Annotated in this window: 12 protein-coding genes; 3 read left to right on the top strand and 9 right to left on the bottom strand. The window is 63.6% G+C overall.

Annotated elements, in window-relative coordinates; translation table 11 throughout:
- Position 1 precedes the first annotated feature (1 nt).
- The 4 genes from GC127_RS19015 to GC127_RS19000 form a co-directional block, all read right to left on the bottom strand.
- Positions 2-226, bottom strand: coding sequence for a twin-arginine translocase TatA/TatE family subunit (locus GC127_RS19015; protein ID WP_151979383.1), 225 nt, complete (start codon positions 224-226; stop codon positions 2-4).
- Between the two features lie 161 nt (positions 227-387).
- The gene (prfB, locus tag GC127_RS19010; protein WP_081506231.1) at positions 388-1,515 is read right to left on the bottom strand and encodes a peptide chain release factor 2; all 1,128 of its coding nucleotides are present in this window, start codon (positions 1,513-1,515) and stop codon (positions 388-390) included.
- Positions 1,516-1,585: 70 nt separating this feature from the next.
- Positions 1,586-4,090 (bottom strand): penicillin-binding protein 1A, encoded by a 2,505-nt coding sequence (locus GC127_RS19005; protein WP_037297660.1) that lies wholly within the window; start codon positions 4,088-4,090, stop codon positions 1,586-1,588.
- 112 nt (positions 4,091-4,202) lie between these two features.
- Positions 4,203-5,438, bottom strand: a complete 1,236-nt coding sequence (locus GC127_RS19000; protein ID WP_151979382.1) for an N-acetylmuramoyl-L-alanine amidase — start codon at positions 5,436-5,438, stop codon at positions 4,203-4,205.
- Between the two features lie 148 nt (positions 5,439-5,586).
- Between GC127_RS19000 and GC127_RS18995 the strand changes: the two genes are divergently transcribed.
- Positions 5,587-6,594 carry a GlxA family transcriptional regulator gene (locus GC127_RS18995; RefSeq protein ID WP_008281088.1) on the top strand — a complete coding sequence of 336 codons (1,008 nt, stop codon included), beginning with the start codon at positions 5,587-5,589 and terminating at the stop codon, positions 6,592-6,594.
- Here GC127_RS18995 and GC127_RS18990 read toward each other — a convergent pair.
- The 5 genes from GC127_RS18990 to GC127_RS18970 all read right to left on the bottom strand — a co-directional run bounded on the left by GC127_RS18990 (position 6,591) and on the right by GC127_RS18970 (position 10,703).
- Positions 6,591-7,643: a glycosyltransferase family 4 protein gene (locus GC127_RS18990; protein ID WP_151979381.1), complete on the bottom strand. Its 1,053-nt coding sequence runs from the start codon at positions 7,641-7,643 to the stop codon at positions 6,591-6,593. The two genes, GC127_RS18995 and GC127_RS18990, sit on opposite strands and share 4 nt — an antisense overlap.
- Entirely contained in the window at positions 7,633-8,598 is a 966-nt protein-coding gene (locus GC127_RS18985; RefSeq protein WP_254700198.1) for a zinc-binding alcohol dehydrogenase, read from the bottom strand. Before GC127_RS18985 ends, GC127_RS18990 begins: the two co-directional genes overlap by 11 nt.
- Positions 8,599-8,603: 5 nt before the next feature.
- The gene (locus GC127_RS18980) at positions 8,604-9,422 is read right to left on the bottom strand and encodes a RibD family protein (protein ID WP_008281091.1); all 819 of its coding nucleotides are present in this window, start codon (positions 9,420-9,422) and stop codon (positions 8,604-8,606) included.
- A gap of 110 nt (positions 9,423-9,532) precedes the next feature.
- Positions 9,533-10,306, bottom strand: coding sequence for a class I SAM-dependent methyltransferase (locus GC127_RS18975; protein ID WP_151979379.1), 774 nt, complete (start codon positions 10,304-10,306; stop codon positions 9,533-9,535).
- Between the two features lies 1 nt (position 10,307).
- The gene (locus tag GC127_RS18970) at positions 10,308-10,703 is read right to left on the bottom strand and encodes a 6-carboxytetrahydropterin synthase (RefSeq protein ID WP_008281093.1); all 396 of its coding nucleotides are present in this window, start codon (positions 10,701-10,703) and stop codon (positions 10,308-10,310) included.
- A 164-nt stretch (positions 10,704-10,867) separates the two neighbouring features.
- On the opposite strand from GC127_RS18970, the gene mdoH reads away from it, so the two are divergent.
- Both mdoH and GC127_RS18960 read left to right on the top strand, forming a co-directional pair.
- A complete protein-coding gene (gene mdoH / locus GC127_RS18965) occupies positions 10,868-12,658 on the top strand; it encodes a glucans biosynthesis glucosyltransferase MdoH (RefSeq protein ID WP_237183512.1) in 1,791 nt (596 codons plus the stop codon).
- A 15-nt stretch (positions 12,659-12,673) separates the two neighbouring features.
- A complete protein-coding gene (locus tag GC127_RS18960) occupies positions 12,674-13,276 on the top strand; it encodes a YceI family protein (RefSeq protein WP_008281095.1) in 603 nt (200 codons plus the stop codon).
- Positions 13,277-13,366 lie beyond the last annotated feature (90 nt).

Here is a 13,366-nt window from a genome sequence, read left to right as displayed (position 1 = left end):
ATCAGACCTTGTCTTTGTCTTCGGTCGGGGTCACGTCGCGCGCGGTCACAGCAGACTCTTTGCTGGTGTCATCCAGTTCCTTGGTGCCCTCGGCCACGCCCTTTTTGAAAGAGGTGATACCCTTGCCCACTTCACCCATGAGCGACGAAATCTTGCCGCGCCCAAAAAGCACCAGCACCACCACCGCGATCAGAAGAAGCCCCGGAAGGCCAATATTGTTCAGCATTTCAATTTCTCCCTTTCTCGGGGGTCGGTTGTCGTCCCCGGGAATTTCAGCTTCGTATCTAATGGGTCATCCCGGCGGATAAAAGCGGCAAAGCAGCGATGCCCCCCGGATTCCCTACTTATTTGCCCGGACCATACCCTACGCAGGCCGACCCGCATGGGTCAATCACCCCCCTGCGCCTCGGCCCGGCTCTTGCCGCTCACATTCATCGCCAGCGTGGCGGCCATGAATTCATCCAGATCACCATCCAGCACACCTTTGGTGTCCGATGTTTCAACACCGGTGCGCAGATCCTTGACCATCTGATAGGGCTGCAACACATACGACCGGATCTGATTGCCCCAGCCCGCATCGCCCTTGGCATCATGGGCTTCGTTGATGGCCGCGTTGCGCCGGTCCAATTCCAACTGGTAAAGCCGCGATTTCAGCGCCTTCATGGCGATGTCGCGGTTCTGATGCTGCGATTTCTGGCTGCTCGTCACAACAATGCCCGTGGGCATATGCGTGATCCGCACCGCCGAGTCGGTGGTGTTCACGTGCTGCCCACCCGCACCAGACGAACGATAGGTGTCGATGCGAATATCAGACGGGTTCACCTCGATCTCGATATTGTCATCCACCACCGGGTAAACCCAGACCGACGAAAACGACGTGTGCCGCTTAGCCGCCGAATCAAACGGCGAAATCCGCACCAGACGATGCACGCCCGATTCGGATTTCAGCCACCCATAGGCATTGTGACCGCTGATTTTATAGGCAGCGGATTTGATCCCCGCCTCATCACCCGCCGATTCCGATTGCAGTTCAACCGTATAGCCGCGCTTTTCCGCCCAGCGAACATACATCCGCGCCAGCATCGACGCCCAGTCGCAGCTCTCGGTGCCACCAGCGCCTGCGTTGATCTCCAGAAACGTATCGTTGGAATCCGCCTCACCATCCAGCAGCGCCTCCAACTCCTTGGCGGCGGCCACCTTGGCCAGCGCCTTGATCGCGGCCTCGGCCTCGCCCACGACCTCGGCGTCACTTTCAGCCTCGCCCAGCTCGATCAGCCCAAGATTATCCTCTAGCTCGTTCTTGATGCTGTCATGGGTCTCCAGCGCATCCACCAGCGCCTGCCGCTCGCGCATCAGTGTCTGCGCCCGCGCGGGATCATCCCAAAGCGTGGGATCTTCGACACGCGCGTTGAATTCCTCCAGCCGGTGGCGGGCCGTCTCCCACCCCAGCCGCTGCCGCAAGAGCTCCAACGACTTTTCGATCTCAGCCACGAGGTTCTGGGTTTCTGCGCGCATCGGAATGTCCTTGTCTGGTCAGGTGCGGGTGATAGCGCAGCGCGCCGGGCCGGGCAAGAGAGCCCGAAGCCTAGTAAAGCCCGCCCGAACTCATAGACCCGAAACTGGCCTTGCCCCCCACCCGCGCCTTCTCGCCGGTCGAGGTCGTAACCTCCTGAACCTGCTCGCGTTCGCCCGCACTGAACAGCTCAAGGTCATTGCCCATGGCAAAGCCCCCGTCATAGGCCACGCCAAACACCGGCTCTTCGCCGTCGCGGAAATATTCGGCCACCACATTGTCGCCCTCGGCAGTATCCGGCAGCCGCGCACCGGTGAACCGGTCGATCTTGATGAAATGCCCGCCGGGGGGCACTTCGAACGGACCACCGCCATATTTCTTCACAGCCTCGACCATGAAATCCTGAAACACCGGCCCGCACAGCGACGAGCCATAGGCCGACCGTCCAAGACCCCGAGGCTGGTCATGGCCAATGTAACAGCCCGCCGCGATATTGCTGGTAAAGCCCACGAACCACACATCGCGCGCGTCATTGGTGGTGCCGGTTTTGCCCGCGACCGGCACCGGCAGGTTGATGGCCCCCGACGCCGTGCCGCGATCCACCACCCCTTTGAGCATCGAGGTCAACTGATAGGCCGTGACCGCATTCATCACCCGCTCCCGATCCGACACGATGCGCGGGCCGCGATCCGCAGGGATTCCGGCATCACCGCAATCGACGCAATCGCGCTGATCATGGCGATAGACGGTCTTGCCATAGCGGTCCTGCACGCGGTCAACCAGCGTTGGGCGCACCCGCTCGCCGCCATTGGCAAACATCGCATAGGCCGCAACCATATTATAAAGCGTGGTCTCTTCGGACCCCAGCGAATTGGCCAGAAACCGGCCCATGTTTTCATAAACGCCAAACCGCTCGGCATAATCCGCGACCACATCCATGCCCACCTCTTGCGCCAGACGGATGGTCATAAGGTTCCGCGATTGTTCGATTCCGGTGCGCAGCGGCGTGGGGCCGTAAAACTTGTTCGACGAATTCCGTGGTCTCCACAGACCCTGCGGCGTGTTGATCTCGATTGGCGCGTCGATCACGATGGTGGCGGGTGAATAGCCGCTGTCCAGCGCGGCCGCATACACAAACGGCTTGAACGACGATCCCGGCTGCCGCAACGCCTGCGTCGTGCGGTTAAAGACCGAGGCCTGATAGGAAAACCCGCCCTGCATGGAAATCACGCGGCCCGTGTTCACATCCATTGCGACAAAGCCGCCCTGCACCTCAGGCACCTGCCGCAACGACCAATTCACAAAGGTCCCCTCCTGGGTCACGGCGCGCACATGCACCACATCGCCCAGATCAAAGGTCGCCTCGAAATCGCCGGGCAACCATTTGATATCGCTGCGCGGCACCTCCTGCACGCCGTCGACGCCCTCAATGCCCACCTGCATTGCCTGATCGCCGATGCCCAGCACTACCGCCGGATGCCAGACCCCATCCAGATCCACATCCCGGGCCACGCTGACGCTTGCCAGCGCCGCTCGCCAAGCGGCCTCATCCCCCAACGCCTCGGCGGGCAGGCTCTCGCCCGTGCCGCGCCACCGTCCTTGCCCCCGGTCATAATTTTCCAACTGCCGCCGCAACGCCCGCGCGGCATGAACCTGCAATTCGGGATCAATGGTCGCGCGCACAGACAAACCGCCGCTAAAAAATTCGCCCTCACCGAAATCAAGGCTCAGCTGCCGTCGGATTTCATCGGTGAAATAATCACGCGGCGGCAATTCGGCGCTGAACGGCGGAAAATCCCCATTCTGCACAGAGCGCAGCGGTGCGGCCCGCTCCTCCTCATAGGCGGCCTGCGTCAGATACCCGTTCTCCCACATCTCGCGCAGCACGAAATTGCGCCGTTCCAGCAACCGCTCTTTCTCGCGCACCGGATGATAATCACTCGGGGCTTTCGGCATCGCGGCGATGGTGGCGGCCTCATGCGGCGCAAGGTCCGTGAGGGTCTTGTTGAAATAGGTCTGTGCCGCGGCAGTCACGCCATAGCTGTTCTGACCCAGAAAAATCTCGTTGAGATAGAGTTCAAGGATATCATCCTTGCTCAGAGTTTCCTCAATCCGCGTGGCAAGGATAATCTCCTTGATCTTGCGCTCCATCTGCCGGTCGCCGGATAGCAGGAAGTTCTTCATCACCTGCTGCGTGATGGTCGAGGCACCGCGTACATTGCGCCCCCGCGACTTCACCGCATCCACGATAGCCGAGGCGATACCCACGGCGTCATAGCCGCCATGGGTATAGAAATTCTTGTCCTCCGCGCTGATGAACGCCTGCTTTACCAGATCAGGAATATCCTCAGCGGGCGTGAACAACCGCCGCTCGCGCGCGAATTCGTCGATGATCCGCCCCTCGCCCGAATAAATCCGGCTGATGGTCGGCGGCGTGTAATTGGCAAGGCTCTCATGGCTCGGCAAATCCTGACCATAGATATGCAGCACGGCACCAATGCTCAGGCCGATCACCACCACAACCAGCGTGATCAAACTGAACACAGTCCCAAAAAGGCTGAGAATCGCACGTATCACAAGGGCCCCCGCATGCTTGCTGCGCCGGGTATAGGCCTAGTGGGCCTCAGGGTCAAAAGGGAATGGGCCAAGCGTCGCGTCACTGTCCGCCGGGTATCGCCGCGCGCGCCCCTCATTGCCGCACCAATCCCGCGCGCGCCGCATCGGCGTCGCGCCAGGCAGTCAGCGCCGCGCGCAGCGCTGCGGCGATCCGGGCCCGCCCTTCCTCATCGCGCAACCGCGCCAGATCACGCGGGCTCGACAGAAACCCCAATTCGATCAAAACAGATGGAATATCAGGGGCTTTCAGCACCGAAAACCCTGCCTCCCGCAGGGGGCGCGACAACAGCGGCAGCTCATGCGCGGCAAAGCTCTCGATCAAGGCTTGGGCCAGATGCGCGGTGCGCGGCTGCGTCTCGACCCGCGCCAGATCCATCAGCACATCTGCCACCACATCATCCTTACCGCTCAGGTCCACACCCGCCAGCATATCGGCACGATTGTGCCGTTCGGCAAGCGCCGCACTGGCCTTGTCCGAGGCGCTCTCGGACAGGGTATAGACCGACAGCCCCCGCGCCTGCGCCCCCGACAGCGCATCCGCGTGCAGCGACAAGAACACATCCGCCCCGGCCCAATGCGCGAGGGCAACCCGCCGCTCAAGGCTCACGAATTCGTCACGCTCGCGCGTCAACACCACCTCAAATCCGCCAGCGCGCAGCAATTCATCGCGCAATTCCTGCGCAAACTGCAGCATCAGCGCCTTTTCGGTCAGCTCTCCCTCCTGTGCTCCGGGATCAATGCCGCCATGGCCCGGATCAAGGACCACCACCAACGGCCCCTCGCCCGGCACCCCCACAGGCACCGCCGCCAGCGCATCCTTTGGATCGGGCAGGTCCCAGCCGGGCAACGCAGGCGTGCCCGCAGTGGCGGCAAACCGCTCGGCATCCGCCGTCCCAAGGGCAACCTTCAACGTCGCCCGCCCGCTCACGCGGTCAATCTCCAACCCCGCCTGCTCCAGCGGATAAGGCGCGTCCAGATCGGCCACCATGCGCGACCAGCCCGGCCGAATCTGTCCCAGCCGCAAGCCTTTGACGCGCGCGCCAGCGATCAGATCCTCAGCCCCGATGCCCTGCCAATCCACCTCTTGAAAATCAAGCACCAGACGCGGCGGCGCATCAAGCGTATAGACGCGATAGGGCACTCCCTGCGACAGGCTCAAGGTCACCTCCACCCCGCGGCGGCTGTCCGTAATGCTGCTGGTTTCCGCCTCCAGCCGCGCCAAACCGCTAAACACACTCTCCTGCGCCCGCACAGCCGCGCCGCCCATCACCAGCGCAAGCGCTAGCCCTATGCCAATGATCCTGCTCATACGCCGTTTCCCGGTTCGTTTTCCCGCGCAGAATACACGAGCACCGCCCCGCGCAACAGCCCCGATGTCCCACCTGTAACAAGCGCTTGATCCTGCCGCGCATTCAATCAAGGTTTTTATCCCGCACGTTCCAGTCTATAGAATCGCCATGACCAACCAGACGCCACGCCCCGTTGTCACCCATGAGGACCCAAAGGTTCTCTTTGAAATCTTTGTGCAGCGAAAATTCTGCGATCTCGAACTTGCGTCGGTCATCCACACCCTGCAAACCGCCAATATGGTGCATGGCTCCGCGCATTTTGGTTGGCGGATCATCTCGGACCGACCGGGGCTCGTTCAGGGTAACGGCGTTTGCCTCGTGCGCGCAGAGCCGGTGATCCCCGATCACTGCATGGCCGATTTCCTGATTGTCATCGCATCGAAAACCGCCGATCCCGCCGTCTGGATGGCCCGCATCCGCAGCATGCGGCGGCTCGGGCGCTCGGTGATCCTCTTGGCGGATGCCTCCACCACCTTCATCGCCCGCACTCAGATCGAGACGGGCGCGGTCACCACCCATTGGGCCGATGCCGTGGTGCTGCGCGAGACCCAAGATCAACCGCGCCTCACGGAAAACTTGTCAGAATTTTCCAACGGCATCATCACGGCCGCGGGACGCGGCGCCACAGCAGAGCTTGTCATCGGCCTTCTGGCCCGTGATCTGCCCGTATCCGACATCACCGAGATTGGCCGCCACCTGCTCTTGCCGGAAATCCGCACCAGCTCCAGCACACAGCCCTTCGCCCCCGAAGCGTTTCACAAATTCTACGACAAGGCCGTGTCAGATGCGCTCGCCATCATGGAGGACAATCTGACCGATCCACTCTCCATCGCGGAAATCGCCGATGAGGTGGACACTTCGCAACGCTGTCTCGAGCGCCGCTTTCGCGCGGTGTTTGAAACCTCACCGGGGCATTATTACAAGCAATTGCGCGTGCGCCGCGCCCATCACCTGATCCAGAGCACGAAATTGCCGCTGATCGACATCGCCACCGCCACCGGCTTCGGCTCGACCGGCACACTCGCCACCGCCTTCAAGAAATTCTACGGTGTCACGCCCTCGGATATGCGCGGCAAACACCGCGAACGCGTGCTCGACTACTCTGCCGATGTCTAAGGGCGGTTGAGCGCCGCCGCCACAACCTCTGCCGCCGCCGCCCAATCGCCCAAACCCTGCGCCGCCTTCCGCGCCGCGCAGGCACAGCCCGCCCGCAACGCAGGCTCACTCAGCATCCGCCGCAGCGCCTCTGCAAAGGCCGCGTCATCCTCGGGGCGCACCAAAATTCCCGCACCGGCGGCAACGGTATCTGGCACCGCCCCCGCCTGCGTGCTCACGATCGGCAAGCCGTGGCCCATCGCCTCGTCAAACACGATGCCATAACCTTCATAGCGCGTCGCCAGTGCAAAAACCGTCGCCCGCCCATAAAGCGCGTCCAGATCCGATTGCGATACCTCCCCAGCAATCTCGACCCGCTCCGCCAGCCCCAAGACATCGCGCAGCCCCCGCAACTCTGCGACCGTCTCGGGCTCATGCAAGCGCCCGACAATCACCGCCCGCCAGTCCAGATCGGCAATCCGCGCCAAGGCCCGCAACAGCACATCATGCCCCTTGCGCCGCGCGAGCAATCCCACCGACAGGATCAGTGGCGGCACATCGGGCATAGCGTTGGCACGCGGTGCCACAAACCCCGGTCGCGCCACGCTGATCCGCTCTGGGGCCACGCCATAGGCCTCGCGCAAAAGGCCTGCGATATGCCCGCTCGTCACCACGATATGCCGCGCCCGGCCCAGATTGGCCCGCTCGCGCGCCGCCATATCCGCAGCCTGCGCCGCACTCAACCCCGGCTCCAGCGCCAGCGGATGATGCACCAGCGCCACCATGGGTGCCGCCAACCGCGCCACCCCCTCAGGATCCAGCGCACCATACGCCAGCCCATCCACCAAGGCCGGGCAATCACGCGGCAACGCCGAAAGCTGCGCCAAGGCATCCGCCATATCCCGCGCATCGGGATGCGGAAAACTATCGCCCAGCCGCAGATGCCGCAGCCTGAGACCCCGCGCAACCAGCGCCTCTCCCAACCGCCGATCATAAAGATAGCCGCCCGTCGTCAACCCCGGATCACCCGGCACGGCAAAGGCGATGTCGCGCCCCTCCTCAGTCGCCATAGCGCACCCGATGGCACAGCGTCCCCGCCGCCGCCAAGATCCCCGCATAGGCGCGCGGCAGATCATCAAACCGCGTTTCCCCCGAAATCAACGTATCCAGCACCGGATCGGCCAGCAGGCGCAGCGCAACCTCTATCCGCCGCCGGTAATCCCACCGCGCCGCATGGCTCGCCGGAATTCGCCCCACCTGCGACGAGACAACCTGCAACCGCCGCTGATGAAATGCCCCGCCAAGCGCCACGGGAATATCGCCACTGCCATACCAACTGGCCTCAACCACCCGCGCCTCAATCCCGGCAAGGCGGATCGCTGTGGCCAATCCCGCCGCGCTGGCTGTGGCATGGATCACCACATCCGCGCGGTCCTCCGCCTGCTCCGGTGCCACAAAGCCACAGCCAAACGCCTCAGCCAAAGGCCCCCGCGCCGCGTCGCGATCAATCAAGGTCACCTCTGTGCCCGGCACCCGCGCTGCAAGATATCCAACCAACGCCCCAACCGTGCCCGCACCCACAACCGCCACCCGGTCCCCGGCAGCGATCTGCGCATCCCACAAGATATTGAGCGCGGTTTCCATATTGGCCGCAAGCACCGCACGCCCCGGCGGCACGCCCTCGGGCACCGGCACCGCCATCGGTGCAGGACAGGCAAACCGCGTCTGATGCGGATGCAGCACGAACACCACCTGCCCCGCCGCGGCCCCGGCGGTCACGCGCCCCACGGCGCAGTACCCATATTTGACAGGATAGGGAAAATCTCCCTCCTGAAAGGGCGCGCGCATCGTGCCATGCTCGCTCTCGGGCACCCGGCCGTCCAAGACCAGCCGCTCGGTCCCCCGGCTGATGCCGGTGTATAGCGTTTCGATCACAACCTCATCCGCGCCGGGCGCAACCGTGACAGGCCGCACCTCCACCTGCCCCGGTGCCACAATCCAGAGCGCGCGCGCGCCCTCAGACACGCCGCTCACCCCAGCCGCACAGCGGGTTGGCGCGCATGGGGCCAGACCTCTGCCGCCACCCGCGCGCCCATGACGCAATCAAAAAGCACATCCGTGCCCAACCCATAAACCTGCGTTTCCGGCCGCCGCGCCTGCGCCAACCGTGCCACAGGCCGCGTCGTCAATCCTTGCGGTCCCGCCCCGATCAAGAGCGGCGCCACCGCCACATGCAGCCGCGCCAGCAAATCTGCCTCGATGAATCGCGCAATAGTGATCGCCCCACCTTCAACCATCAAATGATGCAGGCCCACCTTGCGCAGGGCGCTTACAATGGCGGGGGGTGAAATCCAGTCACTCCGCGGCAATTGAATGACCTCGACACCGGCGGGACGGGGCTTGTCCACCTCCTGAATGACGATGCGCCGCGTGCCATCCTCTGCGAATAGCCGCGCGTCATTGGGCAGCCGCCCCGAGGGATCAATCACCACCCGCGCCGGGTTTTGTCCCGACACAAGCCGCACCGTCAGGCGCGGGTTGTCATGCAACGCCGTCTTGACCCCCACGATCACCGCATCCACCAGCGCCCGCATCCGGTGCAGATGCGCCAACCCATCCGGCCCCGACACATCCGCCGCGTCCCCCGTGACCGTGGCCACCCGACCATCCAGTGATTGTCCGATCTGTGCCACGACCTGCGGCGTGCCGGGCGCGGCCATCATCGAGCCATAGAGCGCCATCGCCGCACGCTCGCCCGGTGCCCAGTCTCCACAGCATAAACACGCCTGCCCCGCGCGCGCAGCCAAAATATGCTCCCAGACCTTGGGGGTGACATCAGCACTTTGCATCCGGGTCTCCGTTTTGCATTACGTCTCGGCGTTTCGCCATGGTTGAACACGCGCCACTCGGGCGCGCCTTTATCGTGTGCATATCAGAGATAGACGGCTTTTCAAAAATGTCATGCCCGCTGAACCAGCGCCGGCGGCAGTGCCAAAAGGTCAATATGGCCGATTTCGGCCCAACCATCGGCAAGAACTTGCGCGCGCCGCCCATGCCATGCCTCGGCCCCGGCGAATTCCGCCTCGCCTGCCGCCTGCGCAATGCCCGCCAGCAAAAGACGCTGCATTTCCGCATCTTGCGGCCCCAGCCGCCACGGGCTCGGTGCATAATGCACCTCATAGCCAAGCGCCTCAAAGACCGCCGCCATCACCTTTGCCGCCTCAGGCCCAAGCGCCGGACCAAAGCCCTTGTCGCCCCTCTGGTGGGCGTTGAAACGCATCGTCACGATCGCGTCATCAGGGTCTTCGGGATGCCAGCGCATCACCCCGTCATAGCTCAGCGCCGCATAAAGCGCAGTGCCAGCCCCCGCCAACCGTGCTGCAAATCGCTCGACCCACGCCCGCGACACCAGATCAAACAGCGCCGACGCGGTCACCAAACCCACGCCCTCAAGCGGCAGATCCTCCACCCTGGCCAGATCCCCCTGATGGATCACCGCCTCAGGATGCCAGGCTGCGGCCCGCGCCAACAAATCCGCGTCATGATCAAACAGCCGCCAGCCCGCGCCCGTCGCCCGCTCTCCGGCAAAGGCGCGCAGGGTCGATCCCGTGCCGCACCCCAGATCAAGCACCGCCCCATCGGCCAGCGCCACCGCCCGAGCCAACAGCGCCGCATCCCGCGCCGCCCTGTCCGCCGGTTCCCGCAGCGCCAGCCATTCGGGGGCAAACCCCATCTCAGATATCCGCCTCGTACCAGCCGCGCGCCATATGGCTTTCATGCAGCTTCACCCGGATGCGCCGCAACCGCCCCGCATCGCCCAACCCCTCGGACCGGGCAATGTCACGCAGGCCGGTCCAGATGTGATGACACAAAAATTCGGTGGTGGTGAACTTGCCTTTGAATTCTGGCTTGTCATCCAGATTGCCATAGCGCAACGGGGCCAACACCCGCGCCAGAGCGTCAGAGGCAAGGCCAATGTCCACAACCAGCCCGTGCGCATCAATATCTTCGGTGTAAAACGCGGCATCGACCACGAAGGTCGCACCATGCACCCCCTGCGCAGGGCCGAACACTGGATTGGGCAGGGAATGGGCGATCATGATGTGATCGCGAACTTCGACGGCAAACATGGAACTTTCCTTCTTTGAATGGCAGCCGAGACCTAACACGCACCTTGATTGCGTCAAGCCTCAGCACCAAATCGGCGAAACACCGCGCGCACCCGAGAAATTCATTGGACCTGCCGACGCGCCGCCATAACTGTGTGCAGCGAAACCGCATCGAGAGAGTGACCGTGACAGAGTTGACCCCAAGCCGCCCGACCTCCCCCGACGTGACGCCGCTCGCGCCGCGCCTGCGCCGCGCGCCCGCGCTCGCCACCCGCCGCCGCCTCGTGCTGGCGCTCAATGTGGTGACGGTCGCGGCGCTCTTTTCCGCGATGCTCGCACTCTTTCTGCCGCTAGGCATCACTTGGGCGGAAGGCGCGATGCTCACCGCCTTCCTGCTCACGCTTCCCTGGCTCTCAATCGGCCTCTGGAACAGCATTCTTGGCCTGCTGCTTGATTTGCGCCACGGTGCGGGGGCCGCTGCCCATGTCACCCCGGCCCTGTCGCGCATTCGCGGGGATGAGGCCATCACCGCCCGCGTCGCCGTCGTCATGCCCCTGCGCAACGAAGACCCGGACGCCTCCATCGCCCGCCTGCGGCGTCTGGAAGAGGAAATCGCCTGTAGCCCCTATGCGGGGCGCTTCTCCTACCACGTGCTCAGCGATACCGATGACGCCCATGTCGCGCTCAAGGAAGAGGCGCGCATCGCGCAATGGCGCAGCGCACGGCCCACAGCCGCGATCCACTACCGCCGCCGCACCGACAATACCGGCTACAAGGCGGGCAACATCGCCGAGTTCCTGCACAGCCCCGAAGGTGCCAGCGATCTTTTCCTGCCGCTCGACGCCGATAGCGAAATGGGCGCCGATACGGTCTTTCGGCTGATCCGCGTCATGCAGGTCAGCCCTGAAATCGGCATGTTGCAAAGCCTTGTCACCGGCCTGCCCGCGCGCAGCCTCTTTACCCGCGCCTTCCAGTTCGGCATGCGCCACGGCATGCGCTCTTACACGCTTGGCTCTGCTTGGTGGCAGGGCGATTGCGGCCCCAACTGGGGCCATAACATCGTGATCCGCACCACCCCCTTCCGCGAACAATGTATGCTGCCGGTCCTCAAGGGGCGCGGGCCGCTTTCCGGCGCGATCCTCAGCCACGATCAGGTCGAGGCGGTGCTCATGCGCCGCGCGGGCTATGAGGTGCGCGTTCTGGCCGAAGAATCCGAAAGCTATGAGGAAAATCCGCCCAGCCTCGTGGATTTCATCCGCCGCGAACTCCGCTGGATGAATGGCAACATGCAATACTTCAAACTGCTCTCGATGCCCGGCCTGAAACCTGTGAGCCGCCTTCAACTGGGGCTGGCTATCCTCATGTATATCAGCGCCCCGGCATGGATTGCCTTTATTCTGATCGGTGCCGCCCTCGCAGGCACAGCAGACCAGATCAACGCCATTCCCGCCGCCGCCGGTCTGACACTCTTTGCCGTGCTTATGACGCTCAGCCTCAGCCCGAAACTCATGGGGCTTGCACAGGTGCTCTGCTCTTCCGCGCGCTCTGCGGCCTATGGTGGGCGCGCGCGTGTCCTTTTGGGCGGCCTCGCAGAGATTGTGTTTTCCATGCTCACCTCGCCTGTGGTGGCTGTGGCGCTCACACAATTCGCCATCGGGCTCGTGTTTGGCCAGCGCATCGGTTGGAGCGCGCAACAACGCAGCCGCGACCGGCTCGAATGGCATGAGGCCGCGCGCGTACTCTGGCCGCAAACCCTGCTTGGCGGCGCGCTTTGCCTGTGGTTCTGGATTCAGGCCCCTTGGGCGCTGATCTTTGGCGCGCCGGTGCTGCTGGCGCTTCTCCTCTCGATTCCGGTGGCGGTGCTGTCGACCCTGCCCCGCCCCAGCCGCTGGTCGCAGGCCACCGGCCTGTTTGACATTCCCGAAGATCGCCGCCCCGCGCTGCAATCCGCCCCCCTCCACGCCAACACCGCCTGACATGGGAGAGACCGCATGACCGCTTTCAGACTGACCGCTTTTGGCACCACACTTTGCACCACCCTCGCGCTTGGCTTGGCACATCCCGCTCAGGCCGCCCCCGCCACATGGACAATCGACCCCGAACATACAGTGGTGGCCTTCACCATCATGCACGCAGGCTATGCCAAGGTCTTGGGCCGCTTTTCCGACATCGAGGGCAGCTTTGTCTACGACCCCGAGACGCAGGAACTGGGCGAGGTGACCGCCCGCATCGGTGCCGCAAGCGTCAACACAGACCACGAAAAGCGGGACGAACACGTCCGTTCGCCTGATTTTCTGGATGCGGGCGGCCATCCGATGATCACCTTCACCGCCACCGACAGCACGCCCACCTCTGAAACAACCGGCACCGTAACGGGCGATCTGACCATTCGCGGCGTGACCCAGCCCGTGACCCTCGACGTGACCCTGAACAAACGCGCCGTCTACCCCTGCTGCCACGGCAAAGAGACGCTTGGCATCTCCGCCACTGCCGAAATCCTGCGCAGCGATTTCGGCAGCACCTATGCCCTGCCCGAGTTCGTGGGCGATGCTGTCGGGATCATCCTCGAATTCGAAGCGATCCGCGCCGACTAGGCATCGTGCGCAATCATTTTGTCACAGAGTCCGATTTGTGACCTGCTTTGACCGAATTCGATATACCATAGCGGCCCTTTTTGCCCGAAA

Source organism: Roseovarius sp. EC-HK134 (assembly GCF_902498815.1).
Taxonomy (GTDB): Bacteria; Pseudomonadota; Alphaproteobacteria; order Rhodobacterales; family Rhodobacteraceae; genus Roseovarius; species Roseovarius mucosus_A.
The sequence above is the reverse complement of the archived record's forward strand: the minus strand, read 5'-3'. Positions and strand labels throughout refer to the sequence as shown.

What these genes read in the sequence shown, in the direction of transcription:
- GC127_RS19000 (WP_151979382.1), bottom strand. Translation starts at nt 5,438, where the DNA reads ATGAGCAGGATCATTGGCATAGGGCTAGCGCTTGCGCTGGTGATGGGC.
- GC127_RS18990 (WP_151979381.1), bottom strand. Translation starts at nt 7,643, where the DNA reads ATGGCGACTGAGGAGGGGCGCGACATCGCCTTTGCCGTGCCGGGTGAT.
- GC127_RS18995 (WP_008281088.1), top strand. Translation starts at nt 5,587, where the DNA reads ATGACCAACCAGACGCCACGCCCCGTTGTCACCCATGAGGACCCAAAG.
- GC127_RS18975 (WP_151979379.1), bottom strand. Translation starts at nt 10,306, where the DNA reads ATGGGGTTTGCCCCCGAATGGCTGGCGCTGCGGGAACCGGCGGACAGG.
- GC127_RS18980 (WP_008281091.1), bottom strand. Translation starts at nt 9,422, where the DNA reads ATGCAAAGTGCTGATGTCACCCCCAAGGTCTGGGAGCATATTTTGGCT.
- prfB (WP_081506231.1), bottom strand. Translation starts at nt 1,515, where the DNA reads ATGCGCGCAGAAACCCAGAACCTCGTGGCTGAGATCGAAAAGTCGTTG.
- GC127_RS19015 (WP_151979383.1), bottom strand. Translation starts at nt 226, where the DNA reads ATGCTGAACAATATTGGCCTTCCGGGGCTTCTTCTGATCGCGGTGGTG.
- GC127_RS18960 (WP_008281095.1), top strand. Translation starts at nt 12,674, where the DNA reads ATGACCGCTTTCAGACTGACCGCTTTTGGCACCACACTTTGCACCACC.
- GC127_RS18970 (WP_008281093.1), bottom strand. Translation starts at nt 10,703, where the DNA reads ATGTTTGCCGTCGAAGTTCGCGATCACATCATGATCGCCCATTCCCTG.